14 protein-coding genes and 3 pseudogenes are annotated in these 18,966 nt (G+C 67.2%); 11 read left to right on the top strand and 6 right to left on the bottom strand.

The window, feature by feature from the left end:
* Nucleotides 1–302 precede the first annotated feature (302 nt).
* Both ggt and GD429_RS13635 read left to right on the top strand, forming a co-directional pair.
* Nucleotides 303–2,054, top strand: a complete 1,752-nt coding sequence (ggt, locus tag GD429_RS13640; protein WP_152857392.1) for a gamma-glutamyltransferase — start codon at nt 303–305, stop codon at nt 2,052–2,054.
* 206 nt (nt 2,055–2,260) lie between these two features.
* Entirely contained in the window at nt 2,261–3,589 is a 1,329-nt protein-coding gene (locus GD429_RS13635) for a dicarboxylate/amino acid:cation symporter (RefSeq protein WP_152857391.1), read from the top strand.
* Here the strand turns inward: GD429_RS13635 and GD429_RS13630 are convergent.
* Nucleotides 3,571–3,981, bottom strand: a complete 411-nt coding sequence (locus GD429_RS13630) for a DUF3331 domain-containing protein (RefSeq protein ID WP_152857390.1) — start codon at nt 3,979–3,981, stop codon at nt 3,571–3,573. The genes GD429_RS13635 and GD429_RS13630 overlap by 19 nt on opposite strands.
* 44 nt (nt 3,982–4,025) lie before the next feature.
* Nucleotides 4,026–5,318, bottom strand: a complete 1,293-nt coding sequence (locus GD429_RS13625) for an NAD(P)/FAD-dependent oxidoreductase (RefSeq protein WP_152857389.1) — start codon at nt 5,316–5,318, stop codon at nt 4,026–4,028.
* A 148-nt stretch (nt 5,319–5,466) separates the two neighbouring features.
* Here GD429_RS13625 and GD429_RS13620 point away from each other — a divergent pair, with 148 nt between their 5' ends.
* Nucleotides 5,467–6,120 carry a helix-turn-helix domain-containing protein gene (locus GD429_RS13620; RefSeq protein WP_321574594.1) on the top strand — a complete coding sequence of 218 codons (654 nt, stop codon included), beginning with the start codon at nt 5,467–5,469 and terminating at the stop codon, nt 6,118–6,120.
* A 27-nt stretch (nt 6,121–6,147) separates the two neighbouring features.
* Here the strand turns inward: GD429_RS13620 and GD429_RS41055 are convergent.
* Nucleotides 6,148–6,385 (bottom strand): annotated as a pseudogene (locus GD429_RS41055) (LysR family transcriptional regulator); the annotation flags it as partial.
* A 46-nt stretch (nt 6,386–6,431) separates the two neighbouring features.
* On the bottom strand, nt 6,432–6,911 hold the full coding sequence (soxR, locus tag GD429_RS13610; protein ID WP_152857388.1) for a redox-sensitive transcriptional activator SoxR: 480 nt from the start codon (nt 6,909–6,911) through the stop codon (nt 6,432–6,434).
* Between the two features lie 80 nt (nt 6,912–6,991).
* On the opposite strand from soxR, the gene GD429_RS13605 reads away from it, so the two are divergent.
* From GD429_RS13605 to GD429_RS41050, 6 genes and pseudogenes are all read left to right on the top strand, one after another.
* Nucleotides 6,992–8,224 (top strand): efflux RND transporter periplasmic adaptor subunit, encoded by a 1,233-nt coding sequence (locus GD429_RS13605; RefSeq protein WP_152857387.1) that lies wholly within the window; start codon nt 6,992–6,994, stop codon nt 8,222–8,224.
* Between the two features lie 13 nt (nt 8,225–8,237).
* Nucleotides 8,238–11,411 carry an efflux RND transporter permease subunit gene (locus GD429_RS13600; protein WP_152857386.1) on the top strand — a complete coding sequence of 1,058 codons (3,174 nt, stop codon included), beginning with the start codon at nt 8,238–8,240 and terminating at the stop codon, nt 11,409–11,411.
* Complete coding sequence (locus GD429_RS13595; protein WP_152857385.1) at nt 11,408–12,907, top strand: efflux transporter outer membrane subunit; 1,500 nt, start codon at nt 11,408–11,410, stop codon at nt 12,905–12,907. The genes GD429_RS13600 and GD429_RS13595 overlap by 4 nt, the downstream gene beginning before the upstream one ends.
* Nucleotides 12,908–13,036: 129 nt before the next feature.
* Nucleotides 13,037–13,492, top strand: coding sequence for a MarR family winged helix-turn-helix transcriptional regulator (locus GD429_RS13590; RefSeq protein WP_152857384.1), 456 nt, complete (start codon nt 13,037–13,039; stop codon nt 13,490–13,492).
* Between the two features lie 227 nt (nt 13,493–13,719).
* Complete coding sequence (locus GD429_RS13585) at nt 13,720–14,367, top strand: glutathione S-transferase family protein (protein WP_152857383.1); 648 nt, start codon at nt 13,720–13,722, stop codon at nt 14,365–14,367.
* Between the two features lie 203 nt (nt 14,368–14,570).
* Nucleotides 14,571–14,738, top strand: a pseudogene (locus tag GD429_RS41050) (cytosine permease); the annotation flags it as partial.
* A gap of 197 nt (nt 14,739–14,935) precedes the next feature.
* Here GD429_RS41050 and GD429_RS13575 read toward each other — a convergent pair.
* Nucleotides 14,936–15,865 carry a LysR family transcriptional regulator gene (locus tag GD429_RS13575; protein ID WP_152857382.1) on the bottom strand — a complete coding sequence of 310 codons (930 nt, stop codon included), beginning with the start codon at nt 15,863–15,865 and terminating at the stop codon, nt 14,936–14,938.
* A 316-nt stretch (nt 15,866–16,181) separates the two neighbouring features.
* Between GD429_RS13575 and GD429_RS13570 the strand changes: the two genes are divergently transcribed.
* Both GD429_RS13570 and GD429_RS13565 read left to right on the top strand, forming a co-directional pair.
* Nucleotides 16,182–17,498, top strand: coding sequence for an MFS transporter (locus GD429_RS13570; protein ID WP_152857381.1), 1,317 nt, complete (start codon nt 16,182–16,184; stop codon nt 17,496–17,498).
* A gap of 118 nt (nt 17,499–17,616) precedes the next feature.
* Nucleotides 17,617–17,805, top strand: a pseudogene (locus GD429_RS13565) (winged helix-turn-helix transcriptional regulator); the annotation flags it as partial.
* A gap of 515 nt (nt 17,806–18,320) precedes the next feature.
* On the opposite strand, the gene GD429_RS13560 reads toward GD429_RS13565, so the two are convergent.
* Complete coding sequence (locus tag GD429_RS13560) at nt 18,321–18,692, bottom strand: YXWGXW repeat-containing protein (protein ID WP_096473941.1); 372 nt, start codon at nt 18,690–18,692, stop codon at nt 18,321–18,323.
* Between the last annotated feature and the right edge of the window lie 274 nt (nt 18,693–18,966).

Genomic DNA, 18,966 nt, shown 5'->3' with positions numbered 1-18,966 from the left:
CCACGCATGTTAGCCGATCGACGTGCGGCGGGCCGCGCGCGGGCCGAAATTAGAGGGACGCATCGCTCGGCCATGTGGCTCGCCCATCAATGTAATGAAACGAACATTTCACGGGAAGCGTTTCCGCGTGCATTCGTTTCAATTTCAGTACTAACCCTAGGTTTTTGCGCGAAAAAGCGAGTGCTATGATCGCGGCCTCGCCGGAATGTACCGTTTATTACATGCCGGATTGGCAGCGTTGGCGCGCGATGACGCGGCGGCGCATCCCGGCATGGCCCGGTTATTTGTCTGGAGGATTCCGCATGAGGCGGCTCGTCGTACTCACCCTGTTGTCGGCATTGAGCGTGTACGCGTTCGCCGCTTCGGACCCCGCGGTTGAAGCGAAGAACGGCATGGTCGTGTCGTCGCAGCACTTCGCGTCGCAGATCGGTGTCGACATCCTGAAGGAAGGCGGCAACGCGGTGGACGCGGCGGTGGCGGTCGGTTATGCGCAGGCGGTGACCAATTCGTGCTGCGGCAATATCGGCGGCGGCGGTTTCATGACCGTGCACCTGGCCGACGGCCGTGACCGCTTCATCAACTTCCGCGAGACTGCACCGGCCGCGGCGACGGCGAACATGTATCTCGACGCGTCGGGCAACGTCCGCCCGGGCGAAAGCCTGTACGGCTATCGCGCCGTCGGCGTGCCGGGCACGGTCGCCGGCCTCGATCTCGCGCAGCGCAAATACGGCAAGCTGACGCGCAAGCAGGTGATGGCGCCGGCGATCCGGCTCGCGCGCGACGGCTTCATCCTGACGCGCGGCGATACGGACATCCTCGACACGACGATCGAGCGCTTCAAGAAGGATCCGGACGCGGCGCGCACCTTCCTGCGGCCCGACGGCACGCCGCTGCAGCCGGGCGACCGCCTGGTGCAGAAGGACCTGGCCCGTACGCTGGAGCGGATCGCGGAGCAGGGGCCCGACGCGTTCTATCACGGCGAGATCCCGAAGATCGTCGAGGCGGCGTCGAAGCGGGCGGGCGGCCTGATCACGGCGGCCGATTTCGCGTCCTATCGGGCCGAGGACATGGCCCCGCTGAAGTGCACGTACCGCGGCTACGAGTTCGTGTCGGCGCCGCCGCCGAGCTCGGGCGGCGTGACGATGTGCGAGACGCTGAACATCCTCGAAGGGTATGACCTGCGCAAGCTGGGCTATCACTCCGCGGCGTCGGTCCACTATATGACCGAAGCGATGCGGCACGCGTACGAGGACCGCAACACGCTGCTCGGCGATCCGAACTTCATCGACAACCCGATCGCGAAGCTGACGAGCAAGGAATACGCGGCGCAGATCCGCAAGAGCATCCATGCCGATACGGCGACGCCGTCGGTCGACGTGCAGCCCGGTATCGGCGTGCACGAGAAGCCGGAAACGACGCATTACTCGATCATCGACCACGACGGCAATGCGGTATCGACGACCTATACGGTCAATGGCCGCTTCGGCGCCGTGGTCATCGCACCGGGCACGGGCTTCTTCCTGAACGACGAGATGGACGACTTCACCACGAAGGTCGGCGCGCAGAACCTGTTCGGCCTCGTGCAGGGCACGCGCAACTCGATCGCGCCGGGCAAGCGCCCGCTGTCGTCGATGGCGCCGACCATCGTGACGAAGGACGGCAAGGTGTTCATGGTGGTCGGTTCGCCGGGCGGATCGCGCATCATCACGATCACGCTGCAGACCGTGCTGAACGTGATCGACTACGGGATGACGCCGCAGGACGCGGTCGCCGCGCCGCGCATCCACCACCAGTGGCTGCCCGACGAGGTCTATTACGAAACCTACGGCCTGTCGCCGGACACGCTCGCGATCCTGCGCAACATGGGCTACAAGATGGTCGAGCAGACGCCGTGGGGCGCGGCCGAGCTGATCATGGTCGGCCTGCCGGGCACCGAAGCGGCGAGCCGCCAGAGCTCCGGGAACGACTCGTCCGTGTCGGGCAACGTGCGCGTCGGCTTCATCTACGGCTACAACGATCCGCGCCGTCCGGCCGGATCGGCGATCGGTTACTGACCTGATCGCCTCATGCTGAACCGCCGCCGCCGCTCGCATTCGCGTTCCCGCGAAGGCCGCGACGGCGGCAGCGCGTCCGTTCGCGGACATCCGCAAGTCCGATCGGCGCCTGTGCGCGGCATTCCGCGTACGACCGGCTTGCCACACACGTGCCCCGATGCGCGTCCTTTATCCGTCAACCCCTTCACCGTGCGACGAATCCCGTTATGAACAAACGAATGTCTGCGGCAGGCTGGATCCTGCTCGCGATGGCGGCCGGCATCCTCATCGGCTACCTGATCTTCACGCAGCTTCCCGACAAGCAGTCGGCCGCGGAAATCGCCGGCTACATCTCGCTCGTGTCCGATGTGTTCCTGAGGCTGATCAAGATGGTGATCGGCCCGCTGGTGTTCTCGACGCTCGTCGTCGGCATTGCGCACATGGGCGATGCGTCGTCCGTCGGGCGCGTGTTCGTGAAGGCGCTCGGCTGGTTCGTCACCGCGTCGCTGATCTCGCTGCTGCTCGGGCTGCTGATGGCGAACCTGCTGCGGCCCGGCGAGAACCTCGGCCTGCCGCTGCCGGACATCGGTGCGTCCGCGCATCTCGCGACGTCCAAGTTCACGCTGAAGGATTTCGTCGGCCACATGGTGCCGAAGTCGTTCGCCGAGGCGATGGCGAACAACGAGATTCTGCAGATCGTCGTGTTCTCGCTGTTCTTCGGCGTTGCGCTGGCGGCGCTCGGCGAGCGCGGCAAGATCCTCGTCGCCGCGATCGACCAGTTGTCGCACGTGATGCTCAAGATCACCGGCTACGTGATGAAGCTCGCGCCGCTCGCGGTGATGGCGGCGATGGCGTCGACCGTCGCGATCAACGGGCTGTCGATCCTGCTGAAGTTCGCAGTGTTCATGGGCGACTTCTACATGAGCCTCGTGCTGCTGTGGGCCACGCTCGTCGCCGCCGGGCTGCTGTTCCTCGGCCGCCGCGTGTTCAAGCTGCTCCTGCTGATCAAGGAAGCGTTCATGCTGTCGTTCGCGACCGCGAGCTCCGAGGCCGCGTATCCGAAGATCCTCGACGCGCTCGACCGTTTCGGCGTGCGGCGCAAGATCGCGAGCTTCGTGATGCCGATGGGCTATTCGTTCAACCTCGACGGCTCGATGATGTACTGCACGTTCGCGTCGCTGTTCATCGCGCAGGCCTACAACATCCACCTGTCGCTCGGCACGCAGATCACGATGCTGCTGATCCTGATGCTGACGTCGAAGGGAATGGCCGGCGTGCCGCGTGCATCGCTCGTCGTGATCGCGGCGACGCTGCACCAGTTCAATATCCCGGAAGCCGGGCTGCTGCTGATTCTCGGCGTCGACACGTTCCTCGACATGGGGCGCTCGGCCACGAACGCGGTGGGCAATTCGATCGCCAGCGCGGTGGTCGCGAAGTGGGAAGGCGAGCTGATGTCGGAAGCGGAGGCGGAGGTGCATGCCGCGCATCTCGATGCCGAACTGGAACGGCAGAACCGCGATCAGGCCTATGGCGCCGGTCAGGCTGCGTCGAGCTGACCTCGAGCGGTGCAGGCTTCGTCGATGCACGCGGCCAGCACCATCGCGGCGGCATTGCCCGGCGTCGAGCCGAGCAACTGCGGCGCATAGACGCTGTCGCCGATCTCGATCGACCGCCCCGACAGCGCGCAGACGCCGCGCTTGCGCGTCGTGAACAGCCGCCACTTCTGGTAGCCGTAATGCCCGGTGCATGCGTCGCACCACGAAATCATCGCGGTGTCGGCCGTGGGCCGTTCGAGCACGCTGATGGTCGGCCGGCTCGTCGCGTCCCACGACGGCAGCCGGTCGCGCGTGACGCCGCGTCGTCGCGGCATGCCCCACGATAAGGACGGCATGTCGAAGCTGCCGATCGCGGCGACGGTCATGAGCCAGGGCGCTGCACTGTCGTTCATGTCAGGTTTCCTCGAAACGTTACGCGACACCGCGACGCGCGGCATCACGACAGGCGGATGCGCGGCTGCACGCAGCCGTTGATCCGTTCGGCGATCCACAGCAGGGTCGCCTTGGAGAAACCGTGCAGCGCCTGCTGGTGCCGCCGGTAGAGCATCAGGTGGCTGAACTGCGCGAAGCGCCCCTGGATGAAGCCGCCGCGGAAGAATCCGAACTGCCCGAGCGTGCCGAATGCGTCGTAGTCGCTGATCGACACGAGCGCGCCGAAATCGTGGAACGCGAACGGCGGCATCGGCTTGCCGTCGAGCCACGCGGGCAGGTGCGTCGCGAGATGCTCGGCCTGCTGCGTCGCGACCTGCGCGGTCGGCGGCAGCGGCCGTTCATGGCCGTCGGGCAGCAGGCTCGCGCAATCGCCGATCGCGAATACATGCTCGTCGCCGGTTGCCTGCAGCGTGGGCCCGACGACGATCTGGTTCGCGCGGTTCGTGTCGAGCCCGCCCAGCGCCTGCATGAAATCGGGCGCCTTCACGCCGGCCGCCCAGACCATCAGGTCTGCTTCGGCGTACGAACCGTCACCGTAGTGGAAGCCGTTCGCGTCGGCCGACGTGACGCGCGTCGACGTCAGCACGTGAAAACCGATCTGTTCGAGCCGCCGCTGCGCCGACGCGGAAATCCGCGGCGGAAACGCGGCGAGGATGCGCGGGCCGCTTTCGAGCAGCGTGAGCTGCAGCCGCTCGCGCACCGTTTCGTCACCGTACGCCTGCGCCACTTCCAGCAAACGGCTCAGCTCCGCCGCGAGTTCCACGCCCGTCGCGCCCGCGCCGACGATCGCGACGCGAAACGGCTCGTCGCGCGCGATGCTGCGGAACACACGCATCCGCAACGCTTCGTTGAAGGTCTCGGCCTGCTGCTGGCTGTCGATGAAGTAGCAGTGCTCGCGCACGCCCGGCACGCCGAAATCGTTGGCCTGGCTGCCGAGCGCGACGATCAGCACGTCGTAGTCGAGTTCGCGGGCCTCGATCACGATGTCACCGTCCTGCGAGCGGATCTCGCCGAGCTGCACGCGGCGGCGCGCACGGTCGAGCCCCTTCAGTTCGCCGGGCTGGTACGTGTAGCCGTGGTCGCGTGCATGGGCGAGGAAGATCACCTGTTGCTGCTGGACGTCGCGTGTGCCGGCCGCGATCGTGTGCAGCATCGGCTTCCAGATATGCGTCGGACTGCGGTCGACGACGGTGACCTGCGCACGCCCGGACCGGCCGAGGCGCTCGCCCAGGCGGGTCGCGAGCTGCAGTCCGGCGATCCCGCCGCCGACGATGACGATGCGTGTAGGGGTTGTCATGAATAAATCATCACGTGATGAATAATGTATGATCCTAGCGCTTCCCGGCTTCGCGTGTCAACGGAGCGGGGCAGGCAACCCGATTCCGGCGACGTGAAACCGGGGCGGGAACACGGGCATTCGAACCATTCAAGGGGAGCAGGAAAACGTGGCTGAAGTCACTGAGCGCGCGCCGTCGAAGCGGCGTACGCGCGGGCGGCCGCTGGCGGGTGCGTCCGTCGGTCCGGACGTGATATTGCGGGCCGCGCGCCGCACGTTCGCGAAGCGGGGCTACGACGCGACGAGCGTGCGCGAAGTCGCGCGCGAGCTGGGCGTCGACGCGGCGCTGATCGCCCATCATTTCGGGACGAAGGAAACGTTGTGGCTGGCCGTCGTTGAGCAGATCGTCGACCTGGCGACGCCGATGTTCGACGCGCTGCGTGCGTTGCGTACGTCGTCATTGCCGCATCGCGACCGCGTGCGGAGCGCGCTCGAGCTGTGCGTCGATCACGAATTCGACGAGCCCGACATCGGCATGTTCTTCTCGACCGCGGCGACCGAGGTGGGCGGGCGGCTCGACCGGCTGCAGGAGCGGCTCGTGCGGCCGTATCACGACGTGATGTTCCCGCTGCTGTCGGACGCCGTGCAAGCCGGCGCGATCCGCGCGGTCGATCCGAACGTGCTGTTCTTCATGATCGCGAGTGCGATCGGCACGACGGTGTCGTACAGCCACATGATGCTGGCGTTCACGTCGCTGCCGACGCAGCGGGACGCGTTCAAGCAGGCCGTGCTCGCCGCCGCGCTCAACATCATCGGCGACTGAGCACCGCCGCGCGTACGATGCGCGCGGTCACGTCGTGGCAACCAGACCTGGTTCGCTCACTGCATTCCGCGCGGTTTCGCGCAGTGCATCGACGATGCGGTGACGGCGTTCGGTATGCGATCGCCAGCTTGTACACAAGTGGGCTACCAGCACCCTTCAGTTCGCAGAACGTAATGCATTGCGGCTGCATCGGCACGGACAGGCGTGGCATCCGCGCGACGCCGATGCCACCCGCGACGAGCCCGGCTGTCGTCTGCATCTGGCGCGTCGGGTGGCGCAATCCGCACCGGCGGCCGCATCCGGCCCACGCATCATTCGACGTCCGTAGGCGGCTTGTCGCCGAGCCAGCGCCTTGCGCCGGGCCCATTACGGCCCGCGCGGTCTTCCGGGTTGGTCAGCTTGCAGCGCTTCAGCGACAGGCAACCGCAGCCGATGCACTCGTCGAGGTTGATGTAGAGCCGCTGCAATTCCTCGATCCGGCTCGCGACGCGCTGCTTCCAGCCGCGCGACAGCCGCTGCCAGTCCTTGTTGCTCGGCGCGGTGTCCTCGGGGAGGCTGACGAGCTGCTCGGCAATCTCGTCGAGCGAATAGCCGATCTTCTGCGCGAACACGATGAACGCGATCAGCCGCAGCACCGTGCGCGAATAGTGGCGATGGCTCGAGCCGTTCCGGTGCGACTTGATGAGCCCGCGCGTCTCGTAGAACCGCAGCGTCGACGCCGGCACGCCGCTGCGCGCGGCCACTTCGCGGATCGACATCAGCGGCCATTTCGGTTCTTCCGGGGTACCCATGGTGTTCTCCGGGAAAAGCTTGACTTGAAGTTAACTTCAACTTTTATGCTACGCGGCAGTTTAACCCGTCGCGAGGCATCATGCTCTCCTTATCCCTACGCAGGACGTCGCCTTTGGGCGCGACCTGTGCCCTGTTGCTGGCGTTGTCGGGCTGTCACGACGGCAAAGGCGAATCGTCGGTTCATCCCCTTCCCGAAGTCGGCGTCGCAACGGTCGCGCCGCGCACGGTTCGCCTCGCTGACGAATTCAACGGACGCGTCGAAGCGGTCGACGCAGTCGAATTGCGGCCGCGCGTGAGCGGCTATCTGCAGCGTGTCGCTTACAAGGAGGGCGATCTCGTCGCGCAGGGCGCGCTGTTGTTCGAGATCGACCCGCGCCCGTACCGGATCGCGCTCGACCGTGCGAACGCGCAGCAGCAGCGGGCCCGAGCAGCCGCGAGCCTCGCGAACGTGCAGCTCAAGCGCGTGCAGACGTTGATCGATGCGCATGCGACGTCGCAGGAAGAACTCGACAATGCGCGTGCCACCGCCGAGCAGGCGCGTGCGGACCTGCAGGCGGCCGATGCGGCCGTCGCCGATGCCAGACTCAATCTCGGCTTCACCCAAGTGCGTGCGCCGATCGCGGGCCGTGTCGGTCGCGCGGTAGCGACCGCCGGCAACCTCGCGCGCGCGGACGACACGCTGCTGACGACCGTCGTGTCGCAGGATCCTGTCTATGTGTATTTCGACTGCGACGAGCAGAGCTACCTGCGCTACAACGCGCGGCGTGCCGATCCGAAGCATCGTGCGATCGGCGCCGATCCGGTGCGCGTGGGCCTCGCGAACGAGACGGGCTTCCCGCATGCGGGCGCCGTCGATTTCCTCGACAACCGGCTCGACCCGCAAACCGGCACGATCCGCGCGCGCGTGCGGCTGACGAACGCGGACCACACGTTCACGCCGGGGCTGTATGCGCGCGTGCAGCTCGTCAGCGGCCGCGACCAGGATGCGCTGCTCGTCGACGACAAGGCCGTGCTCACCGACCAGGACCGCAAGTACGTGTACGTGATCGGCCCCGGCGACAAGGCACTGCGGCGCGACGTGACGATCGGCCGCGAGCTCGAGGGCGAGCGGATCGTCGAGAAGGGGCTGCAGGCGGGCGACCGCGTGGTGGTCGACGGCGTGCAGCGGATCTACTATCCGGGTGCGCAGGTGAAGCCGAAAGCGCTGCCCGCACGCGCCGATGCCGGTTCCGGCAATGGCAGCGGCACGGGCACGGGCACGGGCGGCAGCACGCAGGCCGTGGCCGATGCCGGCGTGCCCGCCGCGCAATGACGGGAGACAGATAATGGATTTCTCCCGATTCTTCATCGACCGGCCGATCTTCGCGGTCGTGCTGTCGATCGTCATCTTCGCGATCGGCCTGATCTCGATTCCGATGCTGCCGGCCGGCGAATACCCGGAAGTCGTGCCGCCGAGCGTCGTCGTGCGTGCGACGTACCCGGGCGCGAATCCGAAGGAAATCGCCGAATCGGTCGCCGAACCGCTGGAAGAAGCGATCAACGGCGTCGAAGGCATCATGTACATGAAGTCGGTCGCCGGGTCGGACGGCAGCCTGCAGGTCGTCGTCACGTTCCTGCAGGGCGTCGATCCCGATACGGCCGCCGTGCGCGTGCAGAACCGCGTGAGCCAGGCACTGTCGCGCCTGCCCGACGAGGTGCGCCAGTACGGCGTGACGACGCAGAAGCAGTCGCCCACGCCGCTGATGTACGTGAGCCTCTACTCGCCGGACAACAGCCGCGATTCGCTGTACCTGCGCAACTACCTGACGCTGCGCGTGAAGGACGAGCTGTCGCGGCTCACCGGCATCGGCGACGTCGGCGTGTACGGCTCGGGCGATTACGCGATGCGGCTGTGGCTCGACCCGAACCGGCTCGCGTCGCGCGGGCTGACCGCGAGCGACGTGATCGCGGCCGTGCGCGAGCAGAACGTGCAGGTGTCGGCGGGCCAGCTCGGCGCGGAGCCGTCGCCGAAGGCGAACGACTTCCTCGTGTCGATCAACGTGCGCGGCCGCCTGCGCACGGTGCAGGAATTCAGCGACATCGTGCTGCGCAACGGCGACGATGGCCAGGTCGTGAAGCTGTCCGACGTCGCGCGCGTCGAGCTCGGCGCGGGCGACTACACGCTGCGCTCGTATTTCAACGACAGGCATTCGGCCGTGGTCGGCATCTTCCTGTCGCCGGGCGCGAACGCGCTCGACGTCGCGAAGGCCGTCTATGCGAAGCTCGACGAACTGTCGAAGCGTTTCCCGCCCGGCGTCGCGTATCGCCCCGTGTGGGACCCGACCGTATTCGTGCGCGAATCGATCCGCGCGGTGCAGCACACGCTGATCGAGGCCGTCGTGCTGGTCGTGCTCGTCGTGATCCTGTTCCTGCAGACCTGGCGAGCGTCGATCATTCCGCTCGTCGCGGTGCCGGTATCGGTGGTCGGCACGTTCGCGTTTCTCCATCTGCTCGGCTATTCGATCAACACGCTGACGCTGTTCGGGCTCGTGCTCGCGATCGGGATCGTCGTCGACGATGCGATCGTCGTCGTCGAGAACGTCGAGCGCAACATCGCGCAGGGGCTGAGCCCGCGCGATGCCGCGCACCAGGCGATGCGCGAGGTGTCGGGGCCGATCGTCGCGATCGCGCTGGTGCTGTGCGCGGTGTTCGTGCCGATGGCGTTCATGTCGGGCGTCACGGGTCAGTTCTACAGGCAGTTCGCGGTGACGATCGCGATCTCGACGGTGATTTCCGCGATCAACTCGCTGACGCTGTCGCCCGCGCTCGCCGCGAAGCTGCTGCGCCCGCACGGCGCGCCGAAGGATGCGCTCACGCGCGCGCTCGACCGCGCATTCGGCTGGTTGTTCCATCCGTTCAACCGCTTCTTCGAGCGCAGTTCCGACCGCTATCACGGTGTCGTCGCACGTACGCTGAAACGGCGCGGCGTGGTGTTCGCGATCTACGCGGCACTGCTCGCGGCCACCGCGCTGCTGTTCAACGCGGTGCCGGGCGGCTTCATCCCCGTGCAAGACAAGCTGTACCTGTTCGCGGGCGCGAAGCTGCCGGAAGGTGCGTCGCTCGCGCGCACCAGCGCGGTGACCGAGCAGATGACGAAGATCGCGCTCGGCACCGACGGCGTCGAGATGGTGCCGGCGTTTGCGGGTCTGAATGCGCTGCAGGGCGTGAACACGCCGAACATCACGAACTCGTACGTGATCCTGAAGCCGTTCGACCAGCGTCACCGCAGCGCCGCGCAGATCAACGCGGACCTGAACGCGCGCTTCGCGGCCATCGGCGGCGGCATCACCTATGCGCTGATGCCGCCGCCGATCCAGGGCCTCGGTAACGGTTCCGGCTACTCGCTGTATCTGGAGGATCGCGGCGGGCTCGGCTACGGGGCGCTGCAGAACGCGCTCACCGCGTTCCAGGCCGCGGTCGCGAAGACGCCGGGCATGAGCTATCCCGTCAGCTCGTACCAGGCGAACATCCCGCAGCTCGAGGTGAAGGTCGACCGGCTGAAGGCGAAGGCGCAGGGCGTCGCGCTGACCGACCTGTTCAACACGCTGCAGGTCTATCTCGGTTCGATGTACGTGAACGACTTCAACGTGTTCGGCCGCGTGTATCGCGTGATGGCGCAGGCCGATGCCGGTCACCGGCAGATGGCCGCCGACATCGCGAACCTGCGCACGCGCAACGCGAAGGGCGAGATGGTGCCGATCGGCTCGATGGTGACGGTGGGGCCCGCGTACGGGCCCGACCCGGTCGTCCGCTACAACGGCTATCCGGCCGCCGACCTGATCGGCGACGCCGATCCGAAGGCGATGTCGTCGTCACAGGCGATCGCGAAGCTCCAGCAGATCGCGAAGGAGGTGCTGCCGCCCGGCATCACGCTCGAATGGTCCGACCTCAGCTACCAGCAGGTCACGCAAAGCAACGCGGCGATCGTCGTGTTCCCGCTCGCGGTGATGCTCGTGTTCCTCGTGCTCGCATCGCTGTACGAGAGCTGGACGCTGCCGCTCGCGGTGATCCTGATCGTGCCCGTATGCATGTGCGCGGCGCTGTTCGGCGTGTGGTTGTCGGGCGGCGACAACAACGTGTTCGTGCAGGTCGGTCTGGTCGTGCTGATGGGGCTCGCGTGCAAGAACGCGATCCTGATCGTCGAGTTCGCACGCGAGCTCGAAATTCAGGGCAAGGGCGTGATCGAGGCCGCGCTCGAAGCGTGCAAGCTGCGGTTGCGCCCGATCGTGATGACTTCGGTCGCATTCATCGCCGGCTCGGTGCCGCTGCTGATCGGCAGCGGCGCGGGCAGCGAGGTGCGCGCGGCCACCGGCGTCACCGTGTTCGCGGGGATGCTGGGCGTCACGCTGTTCGGGCTGTTCCTGACGCCCGTGTTCTATGTGGCGATCCGCAAGCTCGCGGGCGGCACGCCGGCCGTCTGGAGCGAACAGCACGGCACCCTCGAAGGAGAAAACCGATGAGCGCCGCTTTCCGTCTTTCCGCGCTCGCGATGTCGGTGACGCTGGCCGCGTGCGCGGTCGGCCCCGATTTCAAACGGCCCGATACGGCCACGGCCGCGCGGTTCGCGCGCGACGCGCAGCCGTCCGATACGCTGTCCGATATGCCGCCCGACGCGTCGGCCGATGCCGATGCCGAGTTCTGGCGCGGCTTCGGCGATCCGACGCTGACGCAACTGATCGACACGGCGCTCGCGGCGAACCAGGACCTGCAGGTCGCCGTGTCGCGCTACGACGCGTCGAACGCGCTGCTGTCGCAGGCGACGTTCGACCGCTATCCGACGATTACCGCGAGCGGCCAGATCGGCCATCAACTGATGAGCAAGGACCAGGCGTTCGGCGCACCGCGCAGCCAGCGCGATACGCCGATGTCCAGCGTCGGGATCAATGCGGCATGGGAGCTCGACCTGTTCGGCCGCGTGCGCCGCTCGATCGAGTCGCAGCGTGCGGAAACGGCTGCCAGTGCGGCGGACGTGCGCGCGGTGCGCGTCGCGATCGCCGGCGAGGTCGCGAGCACGTACGTCGATCTGCGCGGCTCGCAGGAGCGGTTGCGGATCGCGCGCGATAACGCCGACAACCAGAAGCAGACGCTCGCGCTGATCAATGCGCGCGTCGGCGCGGGGCGCGGCTCCGAACTCGATGCGGCGCGTGCGCGGGCGCAGTATGAATCGACGACGTCGCGGATTGCCGTGTACGAAGCCGCGATCGGCGTCGACGAGCACCGGCTCGCGGTGCTGACCGGGCAGACGCCGGATGCGCTGATCGGCCGGTTCGATCTCCCGAAGGCTGTCGCTTCGGCGGGCACACCCGTGCCGCTGCCGGCGCTTGCCGCCGACATCGATCCCGGCACGCCTGGCGACCTGCTGCGTCGGCGCCCCGACGTCGCGGCCGCCGAGGCGCGGCTGCACGCGGCAACCGCGCGCGTCGGCGTCGCGACGGCCGACCTGTTTCCGCGCTTCACGCTGTCGGGGTTGCTCGGCAGCGCGACGAGCAGCTACGGATTCTTCCGCGCGGGCAGCGACACGAACCTGATCGCGCTCGGAATCGACTGGTCGTTCCTCGACGTCGGCCGCGTGCGCGCACGGATCGCCGCGAGCGACGCGGAAGCTGCCGGCCAGCTCGCGCAGTATCGGCAGACCGTGCTCGGTGCGCTGGAGGAAACGGAGAACGCGCTGTTGCGTGTCGCCCGTACGCGTGACGAAACGGCTCATCTCGTGCGTGCCGCGGACGACAGCGCGCGCGCTGCACAGATCGCTCAGACGCGCTTCTCGGCCGGCGCGATCGACTACTACGAAGTGCTCGACGCGCAACGGACGCTGCTGCAGGCGCAGGATGCGGCGGCCGATGCGCGCACGCGCAGCGCGGCATCGACGGTCGCGCTGTACAAGGCGCTCGCGGGCGGCTGGCCGTCGAGAACGGCGCAACGCGCGCAAGGGCCGCTTGCGCAGTCGGGGCAGTAGAGCGGGCAGCGCGGCGCGGCAGGCGGGAACTGTCGTGCCTGCCGCGCGGTGCGCGACGATATGTGGAGGGGAACCGTATCGAGGTAAGATTTAATTGCAACTGCAATTAAACGAAAGGAACGACCTGACATGAGCGCACCCGAACCCGATCTGTGGTTCTCGTTCGTCCGCGCGCACCGGACGATGATTCGCGAGATCGAGCGCCGCCTCGCGGATGCCGGCCTACCGGCGTATGCGTGGTACGACGCGTTGTGGGGGCTCGAAAGCGGGCCCGACGGCACGCGCCGCATGCACGAACTGGCCGACGTGCTCGCGATCGAGCGCTACAACCTCACGCGGCTCGTCGACCGGCTCGAACAGGAGGGGCTCGTCACGCGCGCCCGTTCGGCGGACGACGGCCGCGCCGCGTATGCGAGCATCACCGACAAGGGGCGGGCCCTGCGCAAGAAGATGTGGAAGGTGTACCAGTCGACGGTCTCGGAACTCTTTCTCGGGCAGTTCACCGGCAAGGAGCAGGCGACGATGGCCGCCGCGCTCGATCGCGCGACCGCCGCGGCGCGTGAAGCGACGGCCGACGCGAAGTAGCGGCGGCGCGGCTCGCGCGTCGGCTGCGCGCATGCCGGTGCATCGCCTGTGCGGCTCGCACCGCACAGCCGGATTTGCGCTCGCTGTCGCGCGCCGGCCTGCCCCGGATCGCATAGTCTGCATATCCCTCCTTCGAGTGCTGGCATGTACCGGAGCCCCCGGTCCCGGCGTAGGATTGCAATTGCAATGATTGCAGTTGCAATGATAACCGGATGACAAGGACCGACATGACATCGACGCACTCCCTCACGTTCTATACGGCCGACACGCCGAACGGGCACAAGATCGCGATCTATCTGGAAGAGGCCGGGCTCGCGCACGACCTCGTGCACGTGAACCTGTCCGCCGGCGAGCAGCGCAGCCCGGCGTTTCTCGCGATCAACCCGAACGGCAAGATTCCGGCCATCGTCGACCACGACACCGGGCTGGCCGTGTTCGAATCCGGCGCGATCCTCGGCTATCTCGCCGCGAAGACGGGTTGTCTGCATCCCGAAACGCTGGCCGAGCGCACGGCGGTCCAGCAATGGCTGCACTTCCAGATCGGCGGGATCGGACCGATGCTCGGCCAGCTCTGGTGGTTCCTGCACGCATCGAAGACGGTCAATGCGGAAGCAATCGACCGCTACCGGAACGAAGCGCGGCGCCTCTATGGGGTCGTGAACGGGCGATTGTCGGAATCGGCGTATCTCGCATCGTCTCGATACTCGATCGCCGACATCGCCGCGTTTCCGTGGCTGCGCTCGGCGGCCGAGCTCGATCTCGACGTTACCGATTACCCGCACGTCGAGCGCTGGCTCACCGACATCGCCGCACGGCCGGCCGTTCAGCGGGGCCTGGTCGCCTGCCGCGCGCCGGCCGCAGCGCCGGCGCACTGACGGATGCATCGCCCGCGCCGCACGGGTGGCGCGGGAACCGGCCGCTCGCCCGCCGGGAAACATTGTTCTCATTCGTCGTCAACGTCTCGAATGCGTGATGTTTGCGCCGCTCGATCCGGGTTAGAGCGTCCGCAAATCGATGACGATATGTCGTATGGTCGTAGTCCCGGGCCGTACAGGCGCGCCAGAAGAGTTGGAGGCAAATGGGTGAAGGCAGGATTACGCAGCTCGAGTCGTTCGGTTTCGAGCGCATTCCCGATGCCTCGCGCCATGCGCGGCCGATCGATCTGTTCCGGTTGCTGCTCGGCGGCTGCAATACGTTTTCCACATCGGTGCTCGGCAGCTTTCCGGTGCTGGCCGGGCTGTCGTTCGTGAACCTGCCGGGGCAGTTCGTCGGACCGCTCGACAACCTCGCGGGCGGGCTCGACCTGAGCGTGCCGGTGTCGCTGGCGGTCGGCAGGGATGCTGTACTTCGTTCTGCTGACGATGTATCCGGAGCCGGACCGATGCGGATGCGCGAGGCGGAAGGAGAACGGGGGAGGGTGAACTCTGCGGACCGACTCGCGCATCACCGCGCGTTCGGCCCCTTGACCGTCATCCGGCACACGGTCGCGAGCGCGAGCAGGTTCGGGTCGCGTTCGCGCCGGTGCAGGAAGCTCAGGCCGATCGTCTGGCGGATCGTCTGGCGGATCGTGGGGCCGGCGAGCGGCACGAGCGCGATCTTGTGCGCGAACAGGTCGCGCACGCGGCCGGGCAGCAGCGAGCAGCCGACGCCGCCCGACACGAGGTTGATCAGCGAGAAGATGTCGCCCACCCGCATCACGACGTTCGGCGTGATGCCGGCTGCACGGAACGCCTCCGTGAAACCGTGATGTGTCGCGAAGCCTTCGCCGAGCGATATGAACGGCTCGTCGCGGCACGCGTCGAGATCGATCGCGTCGCGCTGCGCATACGGAGAATCGATCGGCGCGGCGAAGAACATCTCGTCCTCGAACAGCGCGATCGATTCGATTTCGGCATCCGGTTCGGGCAGCGCCATCAGCGTCGCGTCGATCGCGCCTTGCCTGAGCTTGTCGAGCAGGTCGGCGTTCGAGCCGAGCACGAGTTCGGCCTGCAGCTCGGGGCGCCGCTCCTTCAGCGCGATCACGACCTCGGGCACGGTGCGGATCGTCAGCGAATAGAGCGAGCCGATCTTCAACTGGCCGGCGCCGTAACCGGCCGCCTCGCGCGTCGTGCGGATCCCGTCGGTCATCGTCTTGAGCACTTCGCCCGCGACTTCGGCGAGCACCTGCGCGGCGTCGGTCGGAATCAGGTTGCGCCCCTCGTGGCGAAACAGCGCGCAATGCATCCCTTCCTCGAGCGTATGCAGTGCGCGATGCACGCTGACCGTGCTGACGCCCAGCGCGTCGGCCGCCTTCGCGAGGCTGCCGGCTTCCATGAAGGCGAGGAGCATCTCGAGCTTGCGGAACGTGATCTCTTCGTTGATGCGGTTGCGCATGATGCGGGGCGGCGGGAAGGGTAGCCGACGATTCTGCCGTAGAACCCAGGCCGCAACAATGCGCGAATCACCGGGTTTGTCGCGCGGCGGGGCGGTTCGGGAAACATTTAATCTCCGGCTAATCATCTACCGCCGGCATTAATTGATGCGGGTTTTCGGCGTCCCTATGATCGTTTCACGCCGGTCGTGCGCGCGGGGCGACAGGTGTCGTCGTTTCGCGGCGAGCCGTCGACGATGCGAACAGCCGATTCGCCGATGCCTGCCACGGAAGGCGGCACGCATGCGGCGCGAAACCATGGGACTGCAGGAGAAAAGCATGCGCGACTCACGTCGGAACACACGGCATCGGCAGGTGGTTGCCGCTGTCGTCGGCAATACCCTCGAGTGGTACGACTTCATCGTCTACGGGTTCTTCTCCGGCATCATCGCGCGGCTGTTCTTTCCCGCCGAGAGCCAGTACGCGTCGCTGCTGATGTCGCTCGCGACGTTCGGCGTCGGTTTCTTCATGCGCCCGGTGGGCGGCATCCTGCTCGGGCTCTATGCGGATCGCAAGGGCCGCAAGGCCGCGATGCAGCTCATCATCTTGCTGATGACGCTGTCGATCGCGCTGATCACGTTCGCGCCGTCGTACGCGGCGATCGGCCCGGCGGCGCCGATCCTGATCGTCGTCGCGCGGCTGCTGCAGGGTTTTGCGACGGGCGGCGAATATGCGAGCGCCACCGCGTTCCTCGTCGAGAGCGCGCCCGCGAACAGGCGCGGCCTGTACGGGTCGTGGCAATTGATCGGCCAATGCCTTGCGGTGTTTTCGGGCGCGGCGATGGGCGCGTGGGCCACGCAGTCGCTGTCGGATGCCGCGCTGCACAGCTGGGGCTGGCGCGTGCCGTTCGCGCTCGGGCTGCTGATCGGGCCGGTCGGCCTGTGGATCCGCCGGCACATGCAGGAGACCGAGGCATTCCTCGACGCGAGCAAGTCGACTGTCGAGCCGCCGGCGAGCGTGTCGCGCGTGCTGCGCGATAACCTGCGGGGCGTGCTGGTGTCGATGGGGCAGACGATCACCGGCACGGCCGTGTTCTACGTGATGCTCGTCAACATGCCGACGTTCGTGCACAAGACCTTCGGGCTGCCGCTCGCCCAGGTATTCAAGGTGCAGATGGCGGCGGTCGCGCTGCTGACGGTGACGATTCCGGTCGCCGCGATCGTATCCGACCGCATCGGCCGGCGGCCGGTGCTGATCGCCGGCACGCTGGCGCTGCTGACGGTCACTTATCCGCTGTTCTCGTGGCTGGCCGCGGCGCCGGGCGTCGGGCGCCTGCTCGTGATGCAGCTCGTGATCTGCACGATCATCGGCATTTGTTATGGCCCCGCGCCGACCACGCTCGCCGAACAGTTTGCGACGCGCACGCGTTCGACCGGCATCGCGCTCGCGTACAACGTAGCGGTGATGGTGTTCGGCGGTTTCGCGCCGTTCATCGTCACATGGTTGACCCGCGCGAGCGGATCGCCGGTCGCGCCCGCGTGGTATGTGCTGTTCGCGTCGTCGTTCGGGCTGCTCGCGAGCGTGTTCATGCACGACGGCGCGCCGTGCGTACTCGCGCGCCGGCAGTTCCAGGGCGAGCCGCTGAGCGCCAGGTAGCGGCGGAGGGCCGTCGCCCGTGCCGGCGAGCGATCGGTATGGGCGGCATGCGGGGTATCGGCGAAGCCGATGGTCGGCATCGCGGACGGCGGCACGGTGCCGCACCGCGACCGCCGTCGCGCAGGACGGCTTCGTCAGCCGCGCGCTGTTCGCCGAAGTGCCGCCGCGGGTCGAATATGCGCTGACCGACCTCGGGCGTTCGTTCCCGACACCGATGCAGGCGATGATCCGGTGGACCGACGAACATCATCGCGCGATCTGCGCCGCGCGCCGTCGTGCGCGGGAGCAGGAGGGCGGCGGGCGCTGAGCGGGGTGCACGCGTCGTTATGTCGATTGTCGGGAGGTTGCAGACGGAGCGCGATGGGGTGACGAAGGGTCGATGCATTCGCATCGGCATCGCATGATTTCGTTATCCGAATGATTTGGCCGGAATGGACGGCTTGACGATGCTTTGCCACGTTCGTTGCGAATGCGGCGATGCGCTTGCGACACGGCGTCCGGGTGATGCGCCAGGCGTCGGGGCGACCGAAACATTCGGTCGTCTGTTGCGCGGCATGCGATGTGCACGACAAGAGCATGGCAGGAATACGGTCGATGCACGATGACGCGCCGGAGATCGGCGGGCATGTTGCCTGGCGACGTTGCCTGATTGGATGGACGCCCAGGCATCGACGTTGGCGGTCGGGATCGTTCCGAAGAAGGGGGCGAGTTGCGCAGTTGTCGCGAGTGCACTTGCCGGACACCATGATTCCGGAGCCGAACGACGCGGGTTCGCAGGCCGCCCGGCTCCGGGGCCGCCACGGGCCGGAGCCGGGCAACCGTCTATCGCCACGAACCGTCGACGTAGACCCACACCTGCCCCTGGCGGCGCCAGTAGCCGGGCACCCACCGACGCCCGGGGCGCCGTGCGACCCAGCGGCCGGACACCCATATATAGCGGCCGCGCTGCCAGCGCCAGTAACCGTCGGTCCATATATAGCCGTGCGGCCGCGGTGGCGGCGGGCGGCGGTCGTGCCGGGCCGCCGGCGGCCCGAAGCCCGGGCGGTCGGCATATGGCGGCCCGCCGGGTGCGCGGTTTGGGCCGGACGGCCGGTATACCGGCGGCGCGGGCTGGGCCGAGGCCGCGCGGAGCCAGCCGGTGCCGACGAAAGCGGCGGTCAATCCGATGGCGCGCAGCAATGAGCGTCGATTCATGGCGTGTCCTGTTCTGTACTGGAGGCTGCCTTACATTAGCCTGCCGGTACGCAGGCCGGGTTACGCGGGCGGTTAAGGGTGTTACCGCGCGTCACGCCACACGGCTGGGCCGTCGGCCGCCGAAGATCGACCTTTCCGCTTCAGCGGGCTGGCTGATGGACATTGTCCGCTGCACGGGTGTCGCACCCTGCTTGCTGGGCGACTGACACGTTTTAGACGATCGAAGCGCAGTGCCCGACGCTGAAATAGGTAAAAAGTACCGATTTTGGGTGCT

This window comes from Burkholderia sp. BE17 (genome assembly GCF_009362305.1).
Classification (GTDB): domain Bacteria; phylum Pseudomonadota; class Gammaproteobacteria; order Burkholderiales; family Burkholderiaceae; genus Burkholderia; species Burkholderia pyrrocinia_C.
Note: the sequence above shows the minus strand (reverse complement) of the source record. Positions and strands in the feature narration are given on the sequence as shown.

Coding starts and splice junctions, on each gene's coding strand:
- soxR (WP_152857388.1), bottom strand. CDS start 6,911: ATGGGTACCCCGGAAGAACCGAAATGGCCGCTGATGTCGATCCGCGAA.
- GD429_RS13560 (WP_096473941.1), bottom strand. CDS start 18,692: ATGAATCGACGCTCATTGCTGCGCGCCATCGGATTGACCGCCGCTTTC.
- GD429_RS13605 (WP_152857387.1), top strand. CDS start 6,992: ATGCTCTCCTTATCCCTACGCAGGACGTCGCCTTTGGGCGCGACCTGT.
- GD429_RS13625 (WP_152857389.1), bottom strand. CDS start 5,318: ATGACAACCCCTACACGCATCGTCATCGTCGGCGGCGGGATCGCCGGA.
- GD429_RS13635 (WP_152857391.1), top strand. CDS start 2,261: ATGAACAAACGAATGTCTGCGGCAGGCTGGATCCTGCTCGCGATGGCG.
- GD429_RS13575 (WP_152857382.1), bottom strand. CDS start 15,865: ATGCGCAACCGCATCAACGAAGAGATCACGTTCCGCAAGCTCGAGATG.
- GD429_RS13600 (WP_152857386.1), top strand. CDS start 8,238: ATGGATTTCTCCCGATTCTTCATCGACCGGCCGATCTTCGCGGTCGTG.
- GD429_RS13595 (WP_152857385.1), top strand. CDS start 11,408: ATGAGCGCCGCTTTCCGTCTTTCCGCGCTCGCGATGTCGGTGACGCTG.
- GD429_RS13590 (WP_152857384.1), top strand. CDS start 13,037: ATGAGCGCACCCGAACCCGATCTGTGGTTCTCGTTCGTCCGCGCGCAC.
- GD429_RS13570 (WP_152857381.1), top strand. CDS start 16,182: ATGCGCGACTCACGTCGGAACACACGGCATCGGCAGGTGGTTGCCGCT.
- GD429_RS13585 (WP_152857383.1), top strand. CDS start 13,720: ATGACATCGACGCACTCCCTCACGTTCTATACGGCCGACACGCCGAAC.
- ggt (WP_152857392.1), top strand. CDS start 303: ATGAGGCGGCTCGTCGTACTCACCCTGTTGTCGGCATTGAGCGTGTAC.
- GD429_RS13630 (WP_152857390.1), bottom strand. CDS start 3,981: ATGAACGACAGTGCAGCGCCCTGGCTCATGACCGTCGCCGCGATCGGC.